The organism is Pontibacter sp. HSC-14F20 (assembly GCF_019599265.1).
Classification (GTDB): Bacteria; Bacteroidota; Bacteroidia; order Cytophagales; family Hymenobacteraceae; genus Pontibacter.
Genome location: NZ_JAHZTC010000010.1, coordinates 114,887 through 140,172, shown reverse-complemented (window position 1 = coordinate 140,172; position 25,286 = coordinate 114,887). Strand labels below are relative to the sequence as shown.

Annotated in this window: 20 protein-coding genes and 1 tRNA gene; 15 read left to right on the top strand and 6 right to left on the bottom strand. The window is 52.2% G+C overall.

The annotated features are described in order from the left end of the window. Positions 1-120: 120 nt before the first annotated feature. A complete protein-coding gene (locus tag K3G39_RS11855; protein ID WP_220626369.1) occupies positions 121-948 on the top strand; it encodes a hypothetical protein in 828 nt (275 codons plus the stop codon). Positions 949-1,175: 227 nt separating this feature from the next. Further along, positions 1,176-1,610: an acyltransferase gene (locus tag K3G39_RS11850; protein ID WP_220626368.1), complete on the top strand. Its 435-nt coding sequence runs from the start codon at positions 1,176-1,178 to the stop codon at positions 1,608-1,610. A gap of 14 nt (positions 1,611-1,624) precedes the next feature. Here K3G39_RS11850 and K3G39_RS11845 read toward each other — a convergent pair whose 3' ends face one another. Then, positions 1,625-2,212: a hypothetical protein gene (locus K3G39_RS11845; RefSeq protein WP_220626367.1), complete on the bottom strand. Its 588-nt coding sequence runs from the start codon at positions 2,210-2,212 to the stop codon at positions 1,625-1,627. Positions 2,213-2,275: 63 nt separating this feature from the next. On the opposite strand from K3G39_RS11845, the gene K3G39_RS11840 reads away from it, so the two are divergent. The 3 genes from K3G39_RS11840 to K3G39_RS11830 all read left to right on the top strand — a co-directional run bounded on the left by K3G39_RS11840 (position 2,276) and on the right by K3G39_RS11830 (position 5,198). Beyond that, positions 2,276-2,860, top strand: a complete 585-nt coding sequence (locus K3G39_RS11840; protein WP_220626366.1) for a uracil-DNA glycosylase family protein — start codon at positions 2,276-2,278, stop codon at positions 2,858-2,860. A 59-nt stretch (positions 2,861-2,919) separates the two neighbouring features. Next, entirely contained in the window at positions 2,920-4,068 is a 1,149-nt protein-coding gene (locus K3G39_RS11835) for a methionine aminotransferase (RefSeq protein WP_220626365.1), read from the top strand. 353 nt (positions 4,069-4,421) lie between these two features. Then, positions 4,422-5,198, top strand: a complete 777-nt coding sequence (locus tag K3G39_RS11830; protein WP_220626364.1) for an amidohydrolase — start codon at positions 4,422-4,424, stop codon at positions 5,196-5,198. Here K3G39_RS11830 and K3G39_RS11825 read toward each other — a convergent pair. Beyond that, positions 5,190-5,567, bottom strand: a complete 378-nt coding sequence (locus tag K3G39_RS11825; RefSeq protein WP_220626363.1) for a hypothetical protein — start codon at positions 5,565-5,567, stop codon at positions 5,190-5,192. The genes K3G39_RS11830 and K3G39_RS11825 overlap by 9 nt on opposite strands. Next, entirely contained in the window at positions 5,567-7,819 is a 2,253-nt protein-coding gene (locus tag K3G39_RS11820; protein ID WP_220626362.1) for a T9SS type A sorting domain-containing protein, read from the bottom strand. Before K3G39_RS11820 ends, K3G39_RS11825 begins: the two co-directional genes overlap by 1 nt. Positions 7,820-7,926: 107 nt before the next feature. Here K3G39_RS11820 and murF point away from each other — a divergent pair, with 107 nt between their 5' ends. The 4 genes from murF to ppk1 all read left to right on the top strand — a co-directional run bounded on the left by murF (position 7,927) and on the right by ppk1 (position 14,302). Next, entirely contained in the window at positions 7,927-9,213 is a 1,287-nt protein-coding gene (murF, locus tag K3G39_RS11815) for a UDP-N-acetylmuramoyl-tripeptide--D-alanyl-D-alanine ligase (protein WP_220626361.1), read from the top strand. 461 nt (positions 9,214-9,674) lie between these two features. Then, positions 9,675-10,880: a GTPase HflX gene (hflX, locus tag K3G39_RS11810; protein ID WP_220626360.1), complete on the top strand. Its 1,206-nt coding sequence runs from the start codon at positions 9,675-9,677 to the stop codon at positions 10,878-10,880. Between the two features lie 729 nt (positions 10,881-11,609). Next, a complete protein-coding gene (locus K3G39_RS11805; RefSeq protein WP_220626359.1) occupies positions 11,610-12,104 on the top strand; it encodes a histidine phosphatase family protein in 495 nt (164 codons plus the stop codon). Between the two features lie 95 nt (positions 12,105-12,199). Beyond that, the gene (ppk1, locus tag K3G39_RS11800) at positions 12,200-14,302 is read left to right on the top strand and encodes a polyphosphate kinase 1 (protein ID WP_220626358.1); all 2,103 of its coding nucleotides are present in this window, start codon (positions 12,200-12,202) and stop codon (positions 14,300-14,302) included. Positions 14,303-14,382: 80 nt separating this feature from the next. Here the strand turns inward: ppk1 and K3G39_RS11795 are convergent, their stop codons facing one another. Both K3G39_RS11795 and K3G39_RS11790 read right to left on the bottom strand, forming a co-directional pair. Then, a complete protein-coding gene (locus K3G39_RS11795; RefSeq protein WP_220626357.1) occupies positions 14,383-15,432 on the bottom strand; it encodes a DUF6268 family outer membrane beta-barrel protein in 1,050 nt (349 codons plus the stop codon). A 79-nt stretch (positions 15,433-15,511) separates the two neighbouring features. Then, positions 15,512-19,321: a metallophosphoesterase gene (locus tag K3G39_RS11790; RefSeq protein ID WP_255594265.1), complete on the bottom strand. Its 3,810-nt coding sequence runs from the start codon at positions 19,319-19,321 to the stop codon at positions 15,512-15,514. Between the two features lie 318 nt (positions 19,322-19,639). Here K3G39_RS11790 and K3G39_RS11785 point away from each other — a divergent pair, with 318 nt between their 5' ends. The 3 genes from K3G39_RS11785 (at position 19,640) to K3G39_RS11775 (ending at position 21,579) form a co-directional block, all read left to right on the top strand. Next, on the top strand, positions 19,640-20,953 hold the full coding sequence (locus tag K3G39_RS11785) for a Pycsar system effector family protein (RefSeq protein WP_220626356.1): 1,314 nt from the start codon (positions 19,640-19,642) through the stop codon (positions 20,951-20,953). Positions 20,954-21,021: 68 nt separating this feature from the next. Then, a tRNA-Arg gene (locus tag K3G39_RS11780) sits at positions 21,022-21,096 on the top strand. Positions 21,097-21,243: 147 nt separating this feature from the next. Further along, positions 21,244-21,579 carry a hypothetical protein gene (locus K3G39_RS11775; RefSeq protein WP_220626355.1) on the top strand — a complete coding sequence of 112 codons (336 nt, stop codon included), beginning with the start codon at positions 21,244-21,246 and terminating at the stop codon, positions 21,577-21,579. A gap of 71 nt (positions 21,580-21,650) precedes the next feature. On the opposite strand, the gene K3G39_RS11770 is transcribed toward K3G39_RS11775, so the two are convergent. Continuing rightward, positions 21,651-22,019, bottom strand: coding sequence for a T9SS type A sorting domain-containing protein (locus K3G39_RS11770; RefSeq protein WP_255594264.1), 369 nt, complete (start codon positions 22,017-22,019; stop codon positions 21,651-21,653). A gap of 162 nt (positions 22,020-22,181) precedes the next feature. Here K3G39_RS11770 and K3G39_RS11765 point away from each other — a divergent pair, with 162 nt between their 5' ends. From K3G39_RS11765 to K3G39_RS11755, 3 genes are all read left to right on the top strand, one after another. Next, the gene (locus K3G39_RS11765; RefSeq protein WP_220626354.1) at positions 22,182-23,291 is read left to right on the top strand and encodes an NAD(P)/FAD-dependent oxidoreductase; all 1,110 of its coding nucleotides are present in this window, start codon (positions 22,182-22,184) and stop codon (positions 23,289-23,291) included. 182 nt (positions 23,292-23,473) lie between these two features. Further along, positions 23,474-24,595 carry a type III polyketide synthase gene (locus K3G39_RS11760; RefSeq protein ID WP_220626353.1) on the top strand — a complete coding sequence of 374 codons (1,122 nt, stop codon included), beginning with the start codon at positions 23,474-23,476 and terminating at the stop codon, positions 24,593-24,595. Next, a complete protein-coding gene (locus K3G39_RS11755) occupies positions 24,576-25,277 on the top strand; it encodes a methyltransferase domain-containing protein (RefSeq protein WP_220626352.1) in 702 nt (233 codons plus the stop codon). The genes K3G39_RS11760 and K3G39_RS11755 overlap by 20 nt, the downstream gene beginning before the upstream one ends. Positions 25,278-25,286: the final 9 nt, after the last annotated feature.

Sequence of the window (25,286 nt, the reverse complement as noted above, 5' to 3'; positions counted from 1 at the left end):
AAGGAGCGTCTCTTTTTTTATACCTGAGCCTAAGCCAACTATAGCCTCTGTAGCCCGTAAAAAATAACGCCATCGCATGGCAATACTTTTTACACCGCTTTTTAAAACGCAAATAAAATCATGGAAAACAGAGGAGAAAACCACGGACGTCCAGGTGCTGAGAACCAGCGCATTGGTCGTGAGCTATACAACAAGGACAGAGAACAGCAGCCGCAGCGCTACGCCTACAGAGGGCAAAACCAGAGTCAAAAAAAGTGGGATGAGCACAACTACTTCCATACCGGCCCAAGCCCGAGGGGAGCACAGGACCGTGACCGACAGGCTGAAACCGGACGCCATTATACTGGCAACAGACCGGCACCCTACCAGAGCGACCAGGGAGCCTACCAGTCCGGTCACTACGGCAGCCGCAGCGAAAGCCCTTACCGCAACGAAAGCCATTACCTGAACCACGGCTACAGAGGCCAGGAAAGTAGCAGCCAGCAGCCATACCGTTCGCAAATGGGCGGTGGTTCGCAGCCCGGCAATTACAACGAGCCTCCAACCTCGCAGGATAGCCTGTGGCGTGAGGGGCCAGGTACCCGCAGCCGCTATAAAGAAGACGACTACCGCTACGGCAGCGGTTCGCACAATTGGTACAATGAAGGCCGCTACTCACCAGACGTAGAGCCAGAAAACCGTGACAAGCGCGGATTTTTTAAGCGCATGCGCGATACCTGGGACGATATCATGCAGTCCGACAACCCGGATTATGAGCCACACAACAGATACGACCCTGAGCGCCGTGCCGAGCAATTGAGTACCCGCCAGCGTTACGGCGGAGAGTCGTACCGCGACCGCAATTTTGACCGTGGCTACGAAGGCGGTCCGCGCTGGGCCGATGAAACCGACTCCGGTCACGATGATTATTACAAAGATGCTAACAGAAACCAACGCAATCTCCGTTAATGCGTATAGCAGACAGATTAGGTTACTTTGGTAGTAGATTAGTAATGAAGGCAGCCCACCGGCATCGGTGAGCTGCCTTTTTTTGTGCTGAAGTTATACCCTGACAAACATCAGGCTCGTGTGCCCGTACATAAAACCCGGTGCTGCAACATGTCTGCCTGCAGCCACTCCGACCTGCAGCACCGGTGCTTGTTATTAGATGTTCAAGGAAATAAAAAGGAAAAGAAATGCATCACGAGGAAGAAGAAAGACATCATGAACGCCCACACCGTTCGCATACACGCCACGAAACAGAGCAGCAGAACTTTCGCAATCGCTGGGAAGAGCGCCGCCCTTTTATGAATGACCGGGAGAGAAGGCATTACGAAGAAGAAATGCGTTTGCGGGAAGAACGGGAGCGACATAAGTACAGACAACAACAAGACGAGCGACAGCAGCATGAAAATATCAGCCGTCACCAACACGGTTTTTCTGACGATCACCATGCTCCCCACAGAAGAGACGAGCGCCGTGAATGGCGCGATGGCAGTGAGCATTTCAGACCGGAAAACCAACATTCTCGTGACAGGTGGCAGCAGCATGAGCAACTCCCTCCACTCCGCGAGCAGCGCCGCCGTCAACAAAGCCGTCACGATGAAGACTGGGAAGAACGCGGCTGGTAATTGGATCTTGTGGTTTAAAAGCGCTTCCTGAACCCGGCTCCAAACGACACCAGTTCCGGAATGCCGGGCACCAGGTTAAGCGATAGGTCATATTGCCCTTTTAGCTGATAATTATATTCCACTTCGCCGCCGTACCAGTAAAACTTGTACTGCCAGTCACCGCTTTGGTTAAAGTAGCCATCGTCTTCGTAGTTTTGCAGTCGGTTCCAGTCGCGGCGGTAGACCAGGGTAGGACCAAAGCCGCCATTGAGTGAGTGCCGCCCTGTTTTGAAAATCTGCCCGCGCCACCCCAAATGCGTAAAGCCTGCCAGCGAAGAGGCACAGTCGGAGTACAGCCCCTGCTCTAGCCGCACACTAATGACTTCGCGCACCACAAAACGGTCGTAACCTACTATACCACCAAAATTCAGGACGGCTATACCTTGCTCGTCGAGCCTGTTTTTGAACAGTTCCGGGTATGGTGTCTGGCGCAAGTGCACCGACAAACCAAAGAACTTGACAGTGAAAGCATTTTTATAAGTAGGCGGCGACTGCGCACAACCCGCAGGTATAAGCGAAAAGCACAGGAACAGGAGAAGCACAAAACGTATAAAATGCTGCATACAACCTGATTATACAGGATAGAACGCATTTTGTTAGCAGATCGCTATACCTTTGCACTTAGTATGACCACTCCGTTAGATATTCTACTCGAACAGGTACGTGCCTGCCGCCTCTGTGCCGAACATTTGCCGCTCGGGCCAAGACCGGTACTACGGGCAGCACCCTCCGCACAACTGCTGATCGTGGGGCAGGCACCAGGCACTAAAGTACACATCAGCGGTATACCCTGGGATGACCAGAGCGGCAAGCGCCTCAGGCAGTGGATGGGTATAGCACCGGAAGTATTTTATGATGAGCAACAGGTGGCGATCATCCCGATGGGCTTCTGCTACCCCGGCAAAGGCAAAAGCGGCGACCTGCCTCCCCGCCCCGAATGCGCCCAACACTGGCATCAGCAACTGTTGCCCCTGCTACCCAACGTACAGCTTACACTGCTGGTCGGCAAGTATGCACAGGACTACTTTCTAGGCAAAAGAGCCAGACCTACTCTTACCGAAACCGTAACTAACTGGGCCGATTATCTGCCTGGGTACATGCCGCTGCCCCACCCTTCGCCGCGCAACCAGTTCTGGGTGCGACGCAACCCCTGGTTTGAGCAGGACGCTATACCTGTGCTGCAGCAGCTCGTGGCGCAGGCCCTTGGCTAATCTATACTTGGAATATTCCGTTTAACCTCTATCTTCGTCATTCAGCACAAAACCTACCAATGATCAACTACCCAAGCAGCAAACTACCCGATGTCGGCAGCAGTATTTTCGCTGTGATGTCGGGGCTGGCCAATGAGCACGGTGCCATTAACCTGTCGCAGGGCTTCCCGGATTTTAACTGCCCTGGTGAGCTGATAGCACTCGTGACCAGGTATATGCAGGAAGGTTACAACCAGTACGCCCCGATGCCCGGCATGCCGGCTTTGCGTCACAAGATCAGTGAAAAAACAGAGAAGGTATATGGCTACCGGCCGGACCCGGACCAGGAAGTAACGGTAACATCCGGCGCGACAGAAGCGCTGTTTGCAGCCATCACCGCGGTAGTGAAAGCCGGTGATGAAGTAGTGGTGCTGGAGCCTTGCTACGACAGTTATGCACCTGCTATCCGCTTAGCAGGCGGCATCCCGATTTATGTGCCCCTGGCTATACCTGACTTTAGCATCGACTGGGAACTGCTGAAGAAGAACATCTCGCGCCGCACCAGCCTGATCATCATCAACACACCCCATAACCCGACTGGCGCCGTGATTCAGCGCGAGGACCTGGAAAAGCTGGCCAACCTGACTGATAGCACCGACATCCTGATTTTGAGCGATGAGGTATACGAGCACATGGTCTTCGACGGAAAAGAGCATGTAAGTGCTTTGCAGGTAGAGTCGCTGCGGCAGCGGGCCTTTGTGATTTCTTCGTTTGGAAAAACCTATCATACCACCGGCTGGAAGATTGGCTATGTGGTAGCGCCACCGGCTCTTACAGCAGAGCTGCGTAAGATGCATCAGTTCATCACTTTCTGCTCCGTTACACCGCTACAGCTGGCCATTGCCGACTATATGGATAACGAGGAACACTACCGCACGCTTCCTGACTTCTACCAGGCCAAGCGTGATCTGTTTTGTGAACTGGTGCAGCCATCCCGGTTCGAACTTATACCTTCGGCCGGCACTTATTTCCAGTTGCTGAAGTATGACGCAATCTCTACTGAGCACGACCTAGATTTTGCGAAACGACTAACACAGGAAATCGGCGTAGCCTCTGTGCCTGTATCGGCCTTCTACCATAACAAAACCGACCACCACTACCTGCGCTTCTGCTTCGCCAAAAGTGAGGAGACGTTGCGCCAAGCAGCGGAGCGATTGGTAAAGTTGTGATTGGGTGATGCTCCGAACTACACACCCTTGGCAGGTATAGCAAGACTTACTTGCACTTCAGCTACGAAGATGAAAACTTAGCCAGGTGCACCAATTGACAATACACTGTTTGAGCGGTCAGCGAGTTTGTATTGTCTTGACTTTTTTGCTTCCTTTTTGTGTCAAGACAAAAAGGAAGTGCCCGCCGCACAGGCGAAGCTATAAAACAATGCCAAGTTAAGAGGAGCTACAATAGAGATTCGAAGCAAAAGCGTATCTAGCTTGCAGCTAAAATTCATTCAGAATGACAAGGAGTTAGATCGTCATAAAATGTCAATATAACCGTAAAACGTTATTCCTTATACCCTTCTACAATGCAAGACTTACGCATCACCATCATCCAAACCAGTCTGCACTGGCAGGACGCTTCTGCAAACCGAACCATGTTCTCGGAGAAGCTTGCCGCTGCAGCACCCACGACTGACCTGATCGTGCTCCCTGAGATGTTCACGACAGGTTTTAGCATGGACGCTGCCGGGCTGGCGGAAGAGGCGGAGGGGCCAACCCTGCAGTGGATGAAGGAGGAAGCAGCCAAGTATAGCGCCGTGCTGACGGGTAGCGTGATTGTTCGGAAAAATGGACAGTACTACAACCGACTGTTCTGGGTTCGCCCCGACGGCACTTACGAGCATTACAACAAGCGTCACCTGTTCCGGATAGCGAAGGAGCACCACAGCTATACCTCGGGCAAAGAAAAGCTGCTGGTAGAATTGAAAAGCTGGAACATTTGCCCGCTGGTGTGCTACGATCTGCGTTTTCCGGTATGGAGCCGCAACACGGGCAGTCAGTATGATTTGTTGCTGTACGTAGCCAACTGGCCCAAGCCACGCAACTATGCCTGGAGTACGCTCCTGCAGGCACGCGCTATTGAAAACCTGAGCTATGTGGTGGGTGTAAACCGCGTCGGAACAGATGGCAACGGACACCCTTACACTGGCGATTCGGCCATCATCCACCCCAAAGGACACAAGCTAATCGAAACTGCTGAGGCCGAAGGTATACACACCATCACGTTGAGTAAACAGGAGTTGACGGATTTCAGAGAAGCTTTCCCGGCGCACCTTGATGCGGATGACTTTACGCTAAACTAAGTCGGTAAGAAACTGACGCAGGGCTTCTTCGTCTGCCAGTAAGGTATAGGCTATACCTGAGCGGGCCTGCAACATGCGCAGCAAACGGGGTTGTTGGCCAATAAGCAAAATGTGTCGTTGCAGATGCGGCAAAAGTAATTCCTCCAGCAAGGGCATCAGCCGGTTTAACTCTCCTGATCCACCTTTTACACACACAACCGTCTCCGGATTTTCCTGAAGCAGGCGCACGGCGTACTGTTTCAAGGTGGCATCGGAGTTCGCGTCTACATCAAATACAGGTATAGCCGGAGCGTGTTGCCGTACCAGTTTCAGGATGGGCTTGTCGAACGAGGACTCCTCCGAAAGATCTATCAACAGAAAGGACTGCATCAGTGTACTACCAGTCTACGGGTTTCTTGAAGGCCGTCGCGGGAGGTGGCACGCAGCAGGTATACGCCTGCTTTCAGGTGGCTCACGCTTAAGGTATGTCGGCGATTAAAGTTGGCGGTCCCATCATATACTTTGCGCCCAATCATATCGTAGAGCACCAACGATACCGACTCACTTGCCTGTACCTGCACAGGCTCCTGCATACCTGCCACCGGGTTTGGGTATACCTTCAGTTCCAGGCCGTTTGCCTTGTCATTCGGGTTGCCGTAATTGCCGCCGGTTTGTTCCAGCAGGTATAGGCCACCGCCCTGCGTACCGATGGCCAGGTATAACTTATTGGGTCCGCCCAGCTCAGCCACAGCCAAGCCAAGTCCGCGCCCGAAGCGGGACGTTTGTGCCTCTCCAGTAAGTTCATTTTCCAGCACTTCGGTTGTCTCGGTAAAATCCCCATCGAGGTTATCCAGAAAATCATGGTAAATGCGCAGGGCACCACTATCGTCTACGGTGAGCAGATCAAGCCTGGCGTTGCCGTCAATGTCTACTACCACTGGCGACAGGTTGCGGCGAAAGAAGTCAAATCTGATTCCTCCGATGTTCTGTTTCTCGAGCACAAATTCATTGCCGGAAGAGCGGTAGTAGTCCAGTGTGCCGCCGGCTTTCCCGACCAGCATATTGACGCGCTGTGCGTCTACTTTAAACAGGTAAGGGGTATCGCCATTGGCCAAGGTATGCAGATGAAACAGTCGGGCCGTGCTAAACGCAACAGGCTCACCGGCTTTCGCATTGTTCACAAAATAATCGATGTGCGTGGTGCCGGCAGTAGCATGGTCTGAGCCGAACTGCGCACGGTAAGTCAGGACGAGATCAGGCACACCATCCTGGTTGACGTCGAAGAAAGACGGCTTCAGCGAAAGCATATTCTCTTTGGAAAGGGCCAGGTAATCGTCGGTGACAAACGTAAAGGCAGGCTCGGCTAAGGTGCCGGTGTTGCGATAGAGGCTAAGTGTTGCCACAAACCGACCGTTGCGATCCGAACGTCCGTTGCCGACCAGCAGATCAATTAAACCGTCGCCATCGATGTCAGCAAAGGCCGGATAAGCGTTTTCGCCCAGGTCAATCATCTGGCCTTGCAGAAAGTTGTCCTGCGCAAACTCAAAATTGAGTTGACTGGCAGTGCCCGTGTTTTGGTAGAGCCAAGAAGAGCGCTGCAGCTCCAAGTTACCTTCGTTTTCGTTGCTGTTGGGTGCCACGAGCAGGTCAGGTATACCATCGAATGTCACATCTTCGGCATAGGCTGCCGGAAAAAGGTTGAAGCGGGCGGCACGCGTTCCAAATGGGAAGGCTGGTTCAAAGCTGTCCATACGGGCCAGGGTGCTAGTGCCTATGTTTTCCATCATCACCAGGTTATCGCAGGCCACCCCTCCTATTAACAAATCTTTCACGCCGTTGCCATTCAGGTCGAGGGCTAGCAGCGATGAGCCGTCATGACCAGAATGCAGGGGTGCGGCCATGCGGCACTGCACGCCAAAGCCATATGCGTTACAGCCTTCGCATTCGGTGATCTGCCCCCACCAGTCGGATCCGAGAGCAAACTCCAGGGTACCGCAGGGCTTTCCTTCTTCTGCCTGCATGTTCTGGTAATATTCCAAGGTATAGCCCCCCGAAAACTCCGAGAGCAGGATATCCAGGTCACCATCGCCGTCCATGTCCACAATGGCAGGTATATCGCCAATGTTCATCTGCATGTTAATGCTGTTCACACCATTGCGGCTCCGGTAAAAGAGGGCGTCCTCCGCCAGCACAAAGGTCGGGTATTTGTTATTGCTTGCCTCCTGGCGGTATACCCGTATACCGAGTGGTGTGCTCGTGAAAATATCTTTCAGGCCATCGCAGTTGTAATCGCGCAACAGCACCCAGTTTTCCAGCTCTTCCGGAAACAGGACCTCATACTCAGGGGCATATTGATAGCGCCACTGACCTCCCTCCTGTACCGCCAGGTAGGTATAGACTTTGCGTAACATGCGGTCAAAGACAAACAGGTCGTCGCGGCCATCTCTGTTCAGGTCGATGGTGGAGAATTGCGGTGTGTTGAGCCCCCCGCCCCAGGGGTTACGCAGTTCCGTTTCACCAGCTTTTACAGGTATATTGGTGCGCTGCTGAAATCGCAATGATTCCTGTGCAGACACACCAGGTATAAGCAGCAGGAAAAGGAGGATAGACAGCAGGTAGCGCATAGACAGTTTGTTGAGCAATCGGGCTGTTGCTTTTGCCGTTTTGGGTGTATATTGCCATGGCGGCTATAGGCTATACCTGAGCTTGAGTAGCTGCCACCAATTTTCAGACTAAAAATACGCATTTCATGCCGAACAGCATTGATTTTCTTTACCAAAAATACCTCGAGTGCCGCCAAGTAAGCACTGACTCCCGCGCCTCACAAGACCAGAATCTGTTCTTCGCCCTGAATGGGCCTAACTTTAAAGGAGCCAAGTTTGCGCAGGGCGCCCTGGATAAAGGTGCCAAATATGCGGTGGTAGATGACCCAGCGCTGGCTTCTGACAATGTGTTTGTGGTGGAAGACACGCTGCAGGCGCTGCAGGACCTGGCCCGTCACCACCGCCAGCAGCTGAGTATACCTGTGATTGGGATTACGGGCAGCAACGGCAAAACCACGACCAAGGAGCTAATCTATGCCGTGCTGAGCCAGAAATTCAATACCCTCTATACCCAGGGTAACCTCAACAACCACATCGGCGTGCCGCTTACCCTGCTGCGCCTCAAGCCTGAGCACGAAATGGCGATCATCGAGATGGGCGCCAACCACATCGGCGAGATCGCTTTGCTCAGCAGCATTGCGATGCCGACGCATGGGATGATCACGAACATTGGCAAAGCGCATCTGGAAGGGTTTGGCAGTCTGGAGGGTGTGGCCCGTGGCAAGAGCGAACTATACGTGCACCTGCTCGAGCATGGCGGCACCGTGTTCGTGAACACCGGCAATGAGCACCTGCTACGCATGAGCCGCCGCATCGAGCACAAAGTAACCTACCCTGCTCCCGGCGACTTTTACCACAGCGAGCTGCTGGAGGCTTCGCCTTACGTGGTGTACAAAGACGAAGAAGACAACACCGTGACTACCCAGTTGGTAGGCAGCTACAACTACGAGAACATGGCCGCCGCCGCCTGCATTGGCAAGCACTTTGGGGTACCGCTGGAAAAAGCCAACACAGCTATCGCCAACTATAGTCCGGTCAACAATCGCTCGCAGGTGATGCAGAAAGGCAGCAACACTCTCATCCTAGACGCCTACAACGCCAACCCAACCTCCATGGCGGCAGCTATACGCAACTTCGGCGGCATGAATGCTCCGCGCAAAGTTGTGATTGTAGGTGATATGCTGGAAATGGGCAGTGAGAGTGCCACAGAGCACAAAGCTATCGGGGAGATCATCGCCGACCAAAATTTTGAAACGGTACTGCTTTGCGGACCGGAAATGAAGCATGCTGCCGAAGCAGACAACCGCTTCCACTATTTTGCTACGAAAGCTGAGCTGCAAAGCTGGTTGCAGGCAAACCCGGTTTCAGAAAGTTATGTGCTGGTGAAAGGCTCAAGAGGTATGGGACTGGAGACGCTGGTGGAGGTGTTGTAGATTAAGTGCTAGTTTTAGCCACTCCTATACCTAAGCACAAGGCCCGCGATCCAGACAATCGCTCACCTTGTGCTTTTGCTTTTATTCAAAATTTTTATCGCCTATTTCTTACTTCTTTCCTCGTTACCGAATCGGTGACCTGTACAAATATGCTGGTATTGCAGGAGTCTACAAACCAGCCACGCTCGTTGCAGAACGAGTTGGATATTATTTCAAGCAGGCCTTGCATGTGATCACTCTAATGCTTCTCGGTTGGTTTAGTGGAAGTATAATGACTCTTTTAGATGAGTATGAACTAGGCTTTTTCCCCTTTCTTCTGAAATTTTTCACCTAACTTGCACCTGTCCCGCCAGCATTGTAGCATGCTATACCTGTTACTTTTTGGCCGGGGCCGAAACCAATTACGTACAAGGACTCAAGCCAAAAAACGCTGACCAAACTGCTACGCTTAACATCTGAAAATGGGTAAACAAAAATACTACGAAACCGCCAAGCCGCAGGAAACCGCCGTGCTGGTAGCGGTGCCTGCTTACAAGCAAACCGACGAACAAACCAACGAATACCTCGACGAACTGGCCTTCCTGACCGAAACAGCTGGTGCCGTAACCCTGAACCGCTTCATCCAGAAACTCGACAAGCCCGACATCCGCACTTTTGTGGGCAGCGGCAAGCTCGAAGAGATCAAAGCTTATATAAAGGAGCACGACGTGGACATGGTGATCTTCGACGATGACCTGAGTGCCTCGCAGGTGCGCAACATCGAGCGCGAGCTGCAGGTGAAGATCGTGGACAGAAGCTTACTGATCCTCGATATTTTCGCGCTGCGGGCCAAGACGGCACAGGCTCACACACAGGTGGAACTGGCTCAGTACCAATACCTGCTGCCCCGCCTGACCAACCTCTGGACTCACCTTTCCAAACAAAAAGGTGGTATCGGTATGAAGGGTCCGGGTGAAACCGAAATCGAGACTGACCGTCGTATTGTGCGCGACAAGATCTCCTTGCTGCGCGATCGATTGGAGAAATTCGAGAAACAGAACTTTGAGCAACGCAAGTCGCGTGCAGGTATGGTGCGTGTGGCGCTGGTAGGGTATACCAACGTGGGCAAATCCACACTCATGAACCTGCTCTCCAAGTCCGACGTGTTCGCCGAAAACAAACTTTTTGCGACCGTAGACGCCACTGTGCGCAAAGTTGTGCTCGACAACATCCCGTTTTTGCTCTCCGACACAGTAGGGTTCATCCGCAAGCTGCCAACCAAGCTGATCGAGGCCTTTAAGTCTACGCTCGACGAAATCCGCGAAGCCGACCTGCTAGTACATGTAGTAGACGTGTCGCACCCTTCGTTTGAGGACCAAATTGCCGTGGTAAATAACACCCTGCTCGACATCAAATCTGCAGACAAACCGGTGCTCCTGGTGTTCAACAAAATAGACCAATACCTGGAGCAGCGGGAGCAGGAGATGCAGGAAGAAAGCGCAAATAATGAAGAAGGCCACGAAGTGCGTCCATCCATCGAAGACCTCAAAGCCACCTACATGGCGAAGATACACGCCCCGGCCCTGTTCATTTCGGCGACCAACCGCATCAACATCGACGAGTTGCGTGCCGAGCTGCAGCGCCGTGTAGCGGAAATCCACTTCGAGCGGTATCCAAACAACGTGTAACCCAGCTTCTGGAAGCAATAGAAAAGGGAACGGTCCGGTAAGGATTGTTCCCTTTTTTTGTGATAGCTAGGTGGCGGTTAGACTTCGCAGCGCCTTACAAAGTTGTGAGTGACTGGTTACTGCACAGGTATAGCTTCGTAGCAAACTACCACTGGCAGGTATAGCAAGACTAACTTGCCCCTTGAACTATGAAACAGATCACCTAAGCCAGGTGCACCATTACGACACTCCACTGTTGGGGGTGAAGGGGTCCCCCTGTCAAGAGCGTTCAGCGAGTGGGGGTAGGGGCCCTCGATTTGGAGGGTCTTGATTTTTTTGCTTGATGGGGCTAGGGCCCCTACCCCCATCAAGGGAAAAAGTAGGTGCCCGCCGCACAGGCGAAGCAATGAAACAAAGTAAGTTTCGCCATAGTATAGCTGACGCTACAAGCAATGTATAAACTGCCTTCAACTCCAACCACATTTACGCAACCGCTAAGCTTTCGCTATACCTTGGCCAGAGGCCCCTCTATACCAGTCATGAGCGAGGACACTCGCGCCATTAAACAAATCTCACCCCGCTATACCTACAAATAAACCTCACACTATCAAATCACCACCTGCAAGCCCTGCTGGCAATCTCCACCTCCTCCGTCACAACTATTTTCTCTCGCTTTCAGTAAACAGCGTGTATAGCAGACCCGCTATGTAATGGACGTGCTGCTGTACCTTTCTGAAAGAGAATCACCTTATGAAAACCTTATATATTATGCGTCATGCCAAGTCCAGCTGGAATTTTGAGGAGCTGAGCGATCATGACCGACCTCTTAACAAACGCGGCCGGACGGATGCTCCGCTCATGGGGCAAGAACTGGTGGCTAATAATGTCAAGCTGCAGCTTATTCTGTCGAGCCCTGCGGTGCGGGCGCTGACCACGGCTACCCTGGTGGCCCGCGAACTCGACTATGATGCCGATGATATTGCAATAGATGACCGTATGTATGGCGCCAGCGCCGAAGAACTGCTTGAGATAACCCGCGAGGCACCTTCTGAAGTGGATTTCATGCTGATGGTGGGCCATAACGAGGCACTTTCGGAGTTTGCCAACATGCTGTCGCCGGAGCATGTCTCCAGTATACCTACTGCCGGCATCGTGGCACTTCGCTTCGATTGCGATAACTGGGCCGACATTAGTCCCAGCAATGCCAAACTTTTGTTTTACGACGTACCCAAAAACCACAAATAACACAGCACAGCGGCGTAGCCAGGTATAACCCCATACCCGGCCGCCCTACTTATACCTTTACAATAATTGCCCCGCACCGGGCAACAAACCAAACCATGGAAACTAATACCGAAGATAAAAAACCAACCACCTTGCCGCTTATCAACCGTGAACTGAGCTGGCTGGCATTTAACTACCGCGTGCTGCAGGAGGCAAAAGACCGCACTGTGCCGCTACTGGAACGCATCAAGTTTATGGCCATTTTCTCGTCTAACCTCGACGAGTACTTCAAAGTACGCGTGGCCACGCTCAAGCGACTCATCAAACTCAAAAAGAAGACCCGCGAAAAACTGTCCGAAGACCCTGCTGATACCTTTGAGCAGGTGATGCAGGAGGTAAAGCGCCAGCAGGAAGAATTAGGAGAGGTATTCAGAGAAGGTATACTGGCTGACTTGCGGCAGCAAAACATCAATCTACTTACCGAAACAGAACTAAACAAAGAGCAACAAGAGTGGGCACGCAACTATTTTGCCGAGCAAATACAGCCTCATATCCTGCCGCTTTTGCTGGACGATACCGAGACGCACCTGTTCCTGAAAGACCAGACCGTATACCTGGGTGTGCATCTCCTCGACCCTAAAAGGAAAGGGCTGAAGCCGGACCGTTTTTCTATGCTCGAGATACCTTCTAAAAAGCATGGCAGTCGTTTTGTGAAACTCCCAACAGTGGGCGATCAGCGTTATGTGATGTTCCTCGACGATGTGATCCGTTTCTGCCTGCCTGACCTGTACCCCGATTACAGCAGCTTTGAAGCGCATGCCGTAAAAGTGTCGCGCGATGCTGAGCTGGATATTGAAGAAGAAGTATCGGGCAGTTTGATGGCTAAAATTCAGAAGAGCCTGAAGAAACGTGAAACCGGCTATCCGGCCCGCCTGCTCTACGACCCTGTCACACCCAAACCGATGCTCGAAGCTATTATGGCGCATACCGGTATTTCGGAGGATGAACTGGTGGAGGGCAGCAAATACCACAACTTCCGCGACTTCTTTCAGTTCCCGGACTTTAACCTGCCGGACCTGAAGTACTCCCAGCAGCCTACGCTGGTGCATCCGCTTTTAGAGCAGGAAGAAAGCCTGCTTGAGGCTATGAAAAAGCAGGACTACCTGGCCCACTACCCCTACCAGTCCTTCGACTACGTGCTGCGCTTGTTTGATGAAGCTGCCAATGACCCCAAAGTGACCGCCATGAGCGCCACCCTATACCGCGTAGCCGATGACTCAGCCATCGCCCAGTCGTTGGTGAAGGCTGCCAAAAGCGGAAAACTGGTAACGGTGGTAGTAGAACTCAAAGCCCGCTTTGATGAAGAATCGAATATCTTTTGGGCAGGAAAATTGCAGAAAGCCGGCGCCAACGTCATTCTCGGTTTGCCTGATCTGAAGGTTCACACCAAGCTGGGCCTGATCACCCGTAACGAGGACGGCAAACTGGTAAACTATGCCTACCTGAGCACAGGCAATTACAACGAAGATACTTCCAAAATCTACGCCGACCACGCCCTTTTCACCTCTAACAAAACCATCACTCAGGATGTAGAGCAGGTATTCAACTTCTTCATCGATCGCCAGCACGACAAGAAATTCAAGAAACTACTCATGGCCCCCATCAACATGCGGGACCGCTTTGTGGAGCTGGTGAACCGGGAGATAAAAAACGCCACCAAGGGCAAGCCTGCTAAGATGATCCTCAAGATGAACGCCCTGCAGGATGAGCGCATGATAAAGAAATTGTATGCAGCCAGCCAGGCCGGTGTGAAGATCGAGTTGCTGGTGCGCGGCATTTGCTGCCTGGTGCCGGGCGTGGAGGGGCTCAGCGAAAACATCCGGGTGCGCAGCATCGTGGACCGCTACCTGGAACATGCCCGGGTATACATCTTCCACAACGAGGGCAAAGAAGAATATTACGTTGCCTCCGCCGATTGGATGACGCGCAACCTGAGCCGCCGCGTGGAAGTGGCTTTTCCGATCCTGCAGAAAGACCTGATTGAGCAAGTGCGCACCATCATCGACCTGCAACTTGCCGACGATACCAAAGCCCGCGACATAGACAACAATTATGTAGAACAGGCAAGCCCCACCCATATCCGATCTCAGTACGCCACTTACGAGTATTTGCGCAAGCTTATACCTGAAGGGATGGAACCGGCCAAGAAATCGGAGTAGCTATACCTGTTCTGAAATCAATAAAGCCCGACTTGCTATACCTGCCAGTCGGGCTTTGTTGGTTCTATACCTTGCGTTTTTTATCGGTTCTTGCTGCGCTCGAGTAGTTTGCGGGGTGGCACTGCGTAAAGCTCTATTCCGATGTAGCCCGCTCCGTTTAGCGAATTTTTGATCAGTTCGTCGCGTGAGCCCACATCGTCGAAAGCGCGGTGGCGGTAGTATTGCCGGAAGCCGCCTTCCACTGCGAACCACAAAAAATCATAGATCTCCTGCTCCAGTCGCAACAGGCCTTTGATGTCGGTGCGGCGCAGCTCGATGTCGTTGAACTGCGAGAGCGGCGGTTCGCTGCCGTAGAGGTTGTAACTGGCGCCCTCAATGCGGTAGCCGGTGTAGAGCAGCGTTTTTTCGGATACATTGTAGCGCACCCGAATATTAGCCGGAAAAATGGACTCGACACCCCAACGGTCGTTGAAGGTGCGGTTGTACAGGATGCCCGGGTAGATGCGCTGCCGTCCGAAGGTATAGCCAAGCTGCAGACCCACACCCCAGGCAAAGTCAGGCGATCTTTTCCAGCCATAGGCCAGGTCTACAGATGTTTTCAGGTAGTCCGACACATTCACATTGTCGCGGGTATAGTCCCCGTTCAGCTCGCCTTTGGCGCGCACCAGCATAAAGCGCACCTCATCGAAAGAGTGCAGAAAGGCCAATTGCAGACCCAGGCTCTTCAGGTTTTTGTCTTCCAGGTTGCGGTACAGACTGTAAGAAGCCGGTGATACACTCTCAAAGTTGAACTCCTCAAACTTATGATCTATACCTAAGATCAGCTTATTGTTTGGCTTGTTCATGATGGGAGCCAGCGCCCGCACAAAAAACTTATTGTGCCGCCGCACACGTGCCCGTCCATTGCCCACCTCCGGGTGGTCCGACTCCGACTCCATATCGAACTGCGGCAGGCGCTCGTAGCCGATCACAATGCCCCGGCTCTTGCCCATGCCCCTTACGCCCGGGCTGGCGTATTCTTTGGTTTGTTTCTCTACATCAGTCAGGTCCTGTTCTGTTTCCTGTGCTAGTGCGTGCTCCCCTATCAGGAGCAAAGGTATAAGGAGTAGTTTAGGTAGGGTTAATTTCATAGTTCGTGGTTTGTTACTAGGGGTAAATGCAAAAAGTGCCTGATCTGAGGCACTTTTTGCTATACGTCTTTAGATTTTTTTAGAATAAAAAGCCGAAGCTTAATGTCCACAGCCGTTCCACATCGCCTTTGGCATAGGTCACTACAATCACATTTTTCTGCATGATATCGGCCCACACACCGCCGCCTATACCTGTATGCAGGCTACGGAAGAAAGCTGATTCGCGCTCACCATCCACATATACACGTCCCACATCATACAGGCCCAGCACCCCGATCCGTCCCGGTGTCAAGTATAGGTTAAAGTCAAAGAGCGACAGACGGGCTTCGGCATTGGCAAAGATTGCGCTGCGGCCGGCAAAGCGGGTACGGCGGTAGCCGCGCATGTTATCCATACCGCCCAGCGTGTTGGCCTGGTAAAAGCGGAAGTCACCGAAGTTATGCGCTGCCCCTACACGGCCAGCCCAAGTGAGCTGAAAAGGAAAATTAGGCGTCAGATAGAAAGCAAACTCAGAGCTTATGTGGGTATAGCTCAGCCCTTCGCCATCGGTCTGCTTATTGTAGCTCATGCGGTTGTGCAGGCGCATCCCGATGCGCGGGTTTTTCTGATTGCCCTCTCCCAGCACATCCATATCAGCAAAAGCCATTATGCCCACATAGTGTTGCGATTCGAACCGGCGCTCTTCCACGTCATAAGTACCTGGCTCCATCCGTCCGCTCAGCGCCTCGTTTACCAGATAGGTATCATGTTCTGAGTTTACTACCCGGAAGCGATCGTACGTAGGCCCTATACCGATTTTGAAGAAAGGCGCCAGGTTGTTGTTGAGCGTTGCTCCTACGTTTACCCGCTTAAACCGGACACGGTAAAAGGAATCGTCTTCGCCATCCTGCTGGCGGGTACCGTTGCCGTAGCCGTAGAAGTTGCGCTGGTACTGCGGCCCTTGTATGGCAGCATTCACACCGATGTTCCAGTTGCCGAACACCTGCCGCACATCGCCGGTATAGCGCACATTAAAGGAATTTGTATAAAAGGCATAGTTGCCTTCCAGCAAGTGCTCCGAAGCATAAGGCGACTTTCGGAACTTGTGTGTGCGGGCCAGTATACCAGCTCCCACAAACAGCCCATCGTCCACGTTATATTCCAGCGACAGACGAGGCCCCAAGTAAGGCAGTTTGTAATTGTCACGGTCATAGAAATTAACATCCGGACTGATGCTGGTGCGGACCTTTGTTTCCGGCCCGAAGTTGAACACGTTGCCCTCTTTTGTGTCGTACACGATCGTATACTGCTTAAGGCCCGCTACACGCGAGTTATCGGTGATTACATCTTCGTCGTTGCCTCCGATGATGCGCACTACGATGCCTTTGTTCACGTCTCCCCTCACTTCAAAAATATCTTTGCCGCGTTGCCCGTACAGGCGCAGTTCTTTGGTTTCGGAGGTATAGAAAGTGCGCTTGTAAAGTGTGTCGCGCAGCACGCCTTCTTTGTTGATCTTGTATACCGTGAGGTGTGTTTCCTCATCGTTCAAACGATTCACCACAAAATGCTCGTGCTTGTCGCTGCCGGCAACGTCTACCATTTCAGAGATGTGTTCGTAATAAGCTTCGGCCGCCTGTGGCAGCTTATCGCGACGTGAGCGTAGCTTGGCTTTGATATCCTCACCCGAAATAGCCCGCACCTCTTCCGGCCACTGGTTGATAGCCTCTTCAATTACCTGATCCGTCACACCGGCTTTGATCTCTTCAGCAATACGAATCCAGTCCTGCCGGGTGATGGCTGCCGTAAAGGAGCGATCGACGGTAAGAGCACTCAGGTTAAGACCTACAATGTCAGGGAAGTCATGGCCGAAGTTCTGGACGTTGCGCACGCCCCACTTCCGGGTAGCCAGCCAGGGTATAACACCATCGGCTTTGAAGAACACCTGGTCGCGGTCTTCGGGCACCGGAATGTATACCTTGCCGCTGTCGGTCTTCTCCTCTTTCCAGCGCCACTGCCCCTCGTGGCGGTCCCAGTCGCCTACCAGCATATCGAACAGGCGGGCACGCACAAACTCCTGCTGGTTGATTTTATTATCGTTATCCTGCCGCAGCTCTTTCAGCACTTTATCGGTACCTACCAGGTTCTCGGCAAAGCCCAGGCTTTCTACATCCTCGTGGTTTTCGTCGGCATCCTCTTCCAGAAAAGCCAGTGTGTTGCTGAACTCATCCATGTACTGGCGCAGGTATGGCGTTTGCGGAATGTACACCAGTTTCGGGTTGGTATGGAATACGCCGGCTCCATCTGCCAGCCTGGGTATGGCCAGTGCGCCATAAGGGTGTTGAGCCGAAACCTGGTCCTGTAGTAAGGCTTTGGCAGCGGTTTGGCGCAGGTACTCCGGCAGTGCCATGGTCGGGTCTTTGTCGACGGTGCGGAGCGTATACTCGCGTGCGTCCGGATTCCGCACTTTCAGGGAAGCTGTTTGCTTGCCGCCCCCCTTCTGGTATGGGGTAAGCCCGCCTAGTTCGTTTCGCATGTCCAAAAGTGGTACCTCTACCGGTGTGGCCCACTCGCGGCGGTAGTGGTCGCCCAGCATGGTGCGCCGCAGCCCCCTGGCAGTATAGCTTTCGTTGGCAGCCACCACGATGGTGCTGTCCGCGTAGTTGGTTTCGTCTACTATCGCTGTTCGCTTGCGCCGCGGCTCCTTGGCGTAGAGCGGTGTCCGGAAAGTCATGGTGCCCTCTGAGCCGTCGCCCTCCGGCGTCCAGTATTCCACCCAGGCCTCCCCGTTTTCGTAATACATCAACTTGGCAAAGCCCTTCACCTGATGGGTGTACATGGCGTTGCCGCCCGGTTTTACGTGCTGTATCTTACAGCCTGATCCGCTAACAATGTGTGCCAGCTTATTGTGCTTGAAATGCTGCAGGGAGTGCTCGTGCCCAGCAGCATATACGATGTTATCATACTTATCAAATATATTGAGAAGCCCCTCGATGTAAGCGTTGTAGCGCGGATGCGGAATGTCCTGCAGGATGCCGCCATACTTGCGGGCAAACGGATAAATGGAACCGATGACAGGCAGCGGCAGGTATATCCAGTCACGTAGCATGGTGAGCGGGAATACGTGGTCTTTCAAGGTGAAGAACCCACCATGGTTACCGCGTGTGAACAAGGGATGGTGCGCCACCACCACGATGTTGGAGCCCTGGTGCTTTTCGATAATATCTTCCAGCTTCACCAGGAAGTCGGCCTCCGTAGATGCCCAGCAGTTGCTGCCCGCTCCGTAAGGACGCTCCCAGGGGTGCAGCCACCACTCTGAGTCCAGCGCAATCAGCACGACATCATCGCTGATCTTCACCTCATAAGGACCAGGGCAACCATCGCCCGGCACATAGAAGTCACCGCCCACCACAATGCCTTCCTCGGTCAGGTACTCGTTCACGTAATTCTGCTGGCGCACTACAAACTCAAGTCCGCCGCGACCACTGTGGTTCCAGTCGTGGTTGCCCGGAATCATGTACTTCTCTCCTTCGTAACCACGCAGTACATCCAACTGGGCGTTGAGGCGCTGCTCCGATACCTCACGGTCGTAGCGCCCCGGCTCGGGCAGACCGTTGTGATACACGTTATCACCTAAAAAAATGGTCGCACTTTGTGCACCGGCTTCGTTCATCTGCTTCTGCATGAGCTTAAGCGATGGCTCCTGCTCTTTCAGGTCAGGCGCGCCCACATCACCAATCAGGAATACAGTGTAGTTCACCTTGTTGTCAGCTTTGGGCTCGTTTTGTTGCCAGTCTAGCACATCACGACTGTAATAGGGTTTTTTGGTGGCACAGGCTTGCAGAAGCACTAAGAAAAAGCCTACAGCCAAAGGTCGCAGGATAAGAGGTATAAGGTGAAGACGGTTTTTCATAAGATCTGTGTGTACGGGGTGTCCTGTCTAGCGAAAGCAAGTGCGCCGGCAACAACATATGGTGTGGCAAAAAGTCTGCTGCCGTCCGGCAAGGACTAAAAGCGTTGGCTGGTCTTGGTAGTGCATGGTTGGTATCTGTGCCTGAAGGTAGCGGGGGCTACGACAGGGCTGAGATAAATAACGTAGGGCAGCCGCTTTAAGTTATTGCGTTACTATATAGGGCATTGTATGCGTTGTAGCCAGCCTTTTCAACAAAAAGTGGTATTCGCCGTAACGGCAAAAGAATATTAGCACCACCTTCAACCGCCGCTCACAACTATGCACCAATTGCAGAGCTCCCTGATAATGGCGGCAGACACCATTATGGAAGAACAAGATATCGTCAAACAAGCCAGTGAGTACGTTTTCAGGCTTTTTAAGGAACAGTTGTCCAAAAAGCTTGTTTACCACAATTACAAACACACCTTTGAGACTGCTAAAGAAGCCCGGAAACTGGGCGAACTGTATAATTTAAGTCCTGAAGAACTGCAGGACCTGGAACTGGCTGCCTGGTTTCATGACACGGGCTATCTAAAAACCTACGACGGACACGAAGAAGAAAGCGTACGTTATGCCACTTCGTGGTTACATGAAAAGAATTATCCGCCCGAGCGCATTGCTTGCATAACGGACTGCATCATGGCCACCAAGCACGGCACTAAACCGGAAACACTGCTGCAGGAGGTCATTGTGGATGCTGATATGGCCAACATCGGCAAGGAAACCTTCTTTGCTACGGCCGAGCTGCTGCGTGTAGAGTGGGAGATCTTCAAAGACAAGTTTTTCACGGACCAGGAATGGGCGCAGTTTCAGATGGAGTTTCTGCTTTCCACCACCTTTTTTACTGCAAAGGCCCAGCACAAATATGCCGAGCAGCTTGGCCTGAACATACAGGAGCAGCGCAACCAGCTGCACAGGGAGTCAAAGAAGCAGAAGAAGGAGGAAAAAGAGCAGCGCGAGACACTGGCACAGCCCAAGCGTGGTATCGAGACCATGTTCCGCAACACCTACCGAACGCACCTGAACCTGAGCGCTATCGCCGATAACAAGGCCAATATGATGATCAGCCTCAATGCCATCATCATGTCCGTGATCATTACATACCTGAGCACCAAAACCTCTATTACCGGGGCGGAATTTGCCCAGCACCGCTCACTGCTTATACCTGTAGGTATGCTGCTGCTCACCACACTTGGCTCGGTGATCTTTGCTATTATTTCGGCGCAGCCCGAGGTTACGAGCTTCTCCTTCAACCGCAAGAAAATCAACAGCAAAAAGGTGAACCTGCTCTTCTTTGGCAACTTCACTAACATCCCGCTCGAGGATTTCCAGAACGGTATGCACGAGATCATGCGCGACAAACAATCACTTTACACAAACATGATCACCGATATCTACTACCTGGGAGAGGTGCTGAGCCGCAAGTATAAGATTCTGCGCGTTTCCTACTCCATTTTTATGGTGGGTCTGATATTGACTGTAATCGCATTCGGTATCTCCATTGCCTTTTACGATGAACCTGTGATGGGACCTACTCCACAGGAACAGATACCGCAGCAACAGACACCGCAAGAACAGACTCCACAGGAGTAGACCTGCTTGTAAATAGTAGGAATTAAACTAAATTTGTACAGCTTTTGAAAATATAATTCCTGACAACGGGCCCTGTAGTTCAATGGATAGAATAGGAGTTTCCTAAACTTTAGATAGCAGTTCGATTCTGCTCAGGGCCACCATTTGATTGTTGTTTTTCGGCGTGATTTGGGAACTAAACCGCACCAGTCCGTCTTAATAGTAAGAGTCTGAGTTACTTCGCGAAGGCACTATATTTTAAGTTTTATATTTTATTCGCTATATTGGAGCTGAAGCCACTCTCAAACACCATGAAAACAACTTTAACTGTATGTATGCTGGCTCTCTTTGCCAGCCTTGCTGCCTGCAACAGCGAACAGAGAAGCATGGAAGTAGACGGTTCTGAAGCTACCGTTGCCAGCGAAACCGGAGAGCTTCCGGCAGATGTGCTGTATGCTACCCGGCCCCTGATGGGCGGAGAGATATACAAAACAGCCAGCTTCCAGGCTAGTAGCCTGCTCCACTTCGATACCACACAGCTTATTCAGGTACTTGACACATCCGATGTGATGTTTGTGAAAGCCCGGGTGCACCGCGACACCACCGCTTACACTGGTTTTGTGTCCAAAGCCATCTTGCCGGAATAGTCTGCTCCGATACATAACAAAAAAGTCCGCTCAGCATGCAGAGCGGACTTTTTTGTTATGTATGTGTTCTTTTATTTGACTACAACCCTTCTTACAGAACTGTAGCCATCAGCCTCTATCTTAACATAGTACAGTCCCTTGGCAAGCCGGGTCAGGTCTACGGTTTTAGTTGCGTGAATGTCCGGACGGCTGATCACTTCCTGATGCACCTCGTTTCCGATCACATTCAAAATGCGCAGCTCGACCTGTTGGGCATTGAGTTGGGCAAACGAAATTGTAAAAACTCCGTTGTTGGGGTTAGGATATATAGCAACCTCTTTTTCCTGTTGCTCCAGGCCCTTATTCTTTGTTTCAGTCTGCACGGGAACGGGGTCGCGTACCTGGGCAAATGCCAGCAGAACTGTCATAGAGAAAAAGAGAGTAAGTATAATTTGCTTCATATTGAAAATTAAGATCTTGTCTTTCTAACTTATATACAAAAGTTGTTCCATAATGTTAACGTTTGGAGCAATAATTTGTTCTTGCATTTTACACACCAAATCAGATGCTTTCACCAATTAGTTGAAAGTTTTTTTGGACTTAAAGTATATAGCCGGTCAATTATGCAGATAGCCGTTATCGGAGGGGGCCTTGCCGGACTGACCAGTGCCATTGCGCTGGCCGGGCAGGGATTTGCTGTGACACTGATCGAAAAAAAGTCCTACCCACTGCATAAGGTATGCGGAGAGTACGTTTCGAACGAGGTATTGCCTTATCTGCGCGCTATCGGAGCCGACCCGTCGGGGCTTCAACCAGCCTATATTTCACGCTTTATGCTCACCTCCCCCAAGGGCGTCACGCTGGAGTCGCCGCTCGACCTGGGTGGGTTCGGCGTGAGCCGCTATACCCTCGACCACTTTCTGTATGAAGTAGCTCTGGCAAAAGACGTACAGGTACGGCTACAGACAACGGTGCAGGACGTGCAATTTCGGGGCAACCAATTTGTACTAAAATTATCGGATGGCGACACGCTTGCTGCGGAGGTAGCGCTGGGCGCCTATGGCAAACGCAGCACCTTGGACCGACAGTTGAGTCGCTCTTTTTTTGCTAAGCGATCGCCTTACATTGGCGTAAAATATCACCTCCGCTTTGACATGCCTTCCAACCTCATTGCCCTGCATAATTTTCAGGATGGCTATGCCGGCATATCGGCCATTGAGGACGGGCGCTACTGTTTCTGCTACCTGACTACCCGTGAGAACCTGCGCCGACATGGGTCTATACCTGCCATGGAGCAAGCTATTCTACATCAAAACCCGCACCTGCGTCGCATATTTTCAGAAGCGGAGTTTCTGTATGAACAGCCGGAAGTCATCAACGAAATATCCTTTGCTACTAAAACCTGTGTGGAAAACCACATGCTGATGTGTGGCGACGCAGCCGGTATGATTACACCACTTTGCGGCAACGGCATGGCCATGGCCATACACGCAGGCAAGCTCGCGGCTGAGCAGGTGGTGCATTACTTTCAAAATGGTCGCAATCGCCAAGCACTGGAAACAGGCTATACCTTGGCCTGGAAAAAGCAGTTTGAGCGCCGTTTGCAGGTAGGTCGTGCGGTGCAGCGGCTGTTTGGCAACCCTTTGCTTTCGGAAGTGGCAGTGGGCACGCTGCGCTATTCTCCGGCAGCAGTGCGCCTGATCATGCGCCAAACCCACGGACAGCCTTTCTAAGCTGAACATCTTAAAGCAGCGGCTTTCGTACTTATCCAAACCTGTGGTTGTATCTTCAGATGAGACAAGCACAAACATTATGATTACCTGCCTGTTGCTGCTATACCTTATGACAGTCGGGTGAACTACAGGTATAGCACCCCTATTGCGCTGAAACAAACTATTAGAACACACAACAGCTTATGAAAAGCTATATATGCGGTATTGGCACGGCTAACCCGCCACACAAAATCCCGCAGATGCAGGTGGTCGACTTTATGGCTGCGGCCCACCAGCTCGATGAACAGGGAAGTCGCAAACTCAAAGCACTTTACCGGGTGTCAGGTATACGCCAGCGCTACAGTGTGCTCGAAGACTTCACCCGCCAGAACGGCGACTATACCTTCTTCCCCAACACCCTCGATTTGGAGCCTTTCCCGACTGTGCAGCAGCGCATGGAGGTATACCGCAAACACGCCCTCGACCTATCGGAGCAAGCGGTGCGCAACTGCCTGGACCAGGTTAGCGACACTTCCCTGCAGAGCCTGACGCACCTGATCACCGTGAGCTGCACCGGCATGTACGCTCCCGGCCTCGACATTGAACTGGTAGAGCGACTTGAACTGAACTACAGTGTGCAGCGCACGGCTGTCAATTTTATGGGCTGCTACGCGGCCTTCAACGCCATCAAACTGGCCGACGCTATCTGCAGAGCTGATCCGAGTGCCCGAGTGATGCTGGTGTGTACCGAGATCTGCACTATCCATTTCCAGAAGAACCCGGAGCAGGACCACCTGGTATCTAATGCGCTGTTTGGGGACGGCGCAGCGGCCGTGCTCATGCAGGGCCAACCTTGCCAAGAAGTGAGCCTAGAGCTACAGTCTTTTCACTGCGATCTGGCTCCGGCAGGCAAGCGCGAAATGGCCTGGCACATCGGCGACACCGGTTTTGAAATGACGCTCTCCTCTTACGTGCCCGACCTGATCAAAAACGGTATCAAACAACTGACAGATCGCCTGCTGCAGGGACTGCGCACCACTGTTTCGGAGATCAAGCTGTTTGCCATACACCCTGGCGGTCGCCGCATTTTGGAAGTGATAGAACAGGAACTGGGCATGACCCGCGACGACAATCGCTTTGCTTACCGGGTGCTGCATGAGTTTGGTAATATGTCGTCGGCGACGGTGCTGTTTGTGCTGAAGGAACTGATGGCAAGCCTGACCACGCAGGAAAAAGACGAACCGGTGCTAAGCTTTGCTTTCGGCCCCGGACTGACATTGGAATCGATGTTACTGAAGGTGCATTATGCTGAAACAAAGGTCTAACCAAGCCGAACTGATGGACGACCTCAGCTTGTCAGGTGATGAGCTACGGCGCAACCTCGAAGAACTGGAAACCATCAACACCTGGCTGGGCGGGTATAAGGTGGTGCTCGATGCACTGGAAAAGCTGCTGGCCGGGTATACAGGCCCTCCTTTGCGTTTGGCTGATATCGGCTGCGGCGGTGGCGACACGCTGCGCCACATTGCCAAGTGGGCGCGCCGCAAAAACATTCCGGTGCAGCTCACAGGTATAGACGCCAATGATTTTATGGTGCAGTACGCCCGGCTGCGCTGCGGCGGCTTTCCTGAGATAGAGTTGGTGCAGCATAATGTGTTTTCGGAGAGCTTTCAGCAGCAACAGTATGACATAATCGTTTGCAGCCTGTTCTGCCACCACTTTACCGACGAGCAACTCGTGAGCATGTTCCGACAGTTGCACCGGCAGTCAGGTATAGCTGTTATCGTTAACGACCTGCACCGGCACTGGCTGGCTTATCATTCCATTAAACTATTAACCCGCTTTTTTTCAGGATCTCACTTGGTTAAAAACGACGCTCCGCTTTCGGTTTGGCGGGCTTTTCGAAAAGATGAGTTGCAGCAACTGGTGCAGGAGGCAGGTATAGATAGGTATAACCTGCGCTGGATGTGGGCTTTCAGGTGGCAGCTCCTTTTGAAAAAAGCTTAACAATTAGTA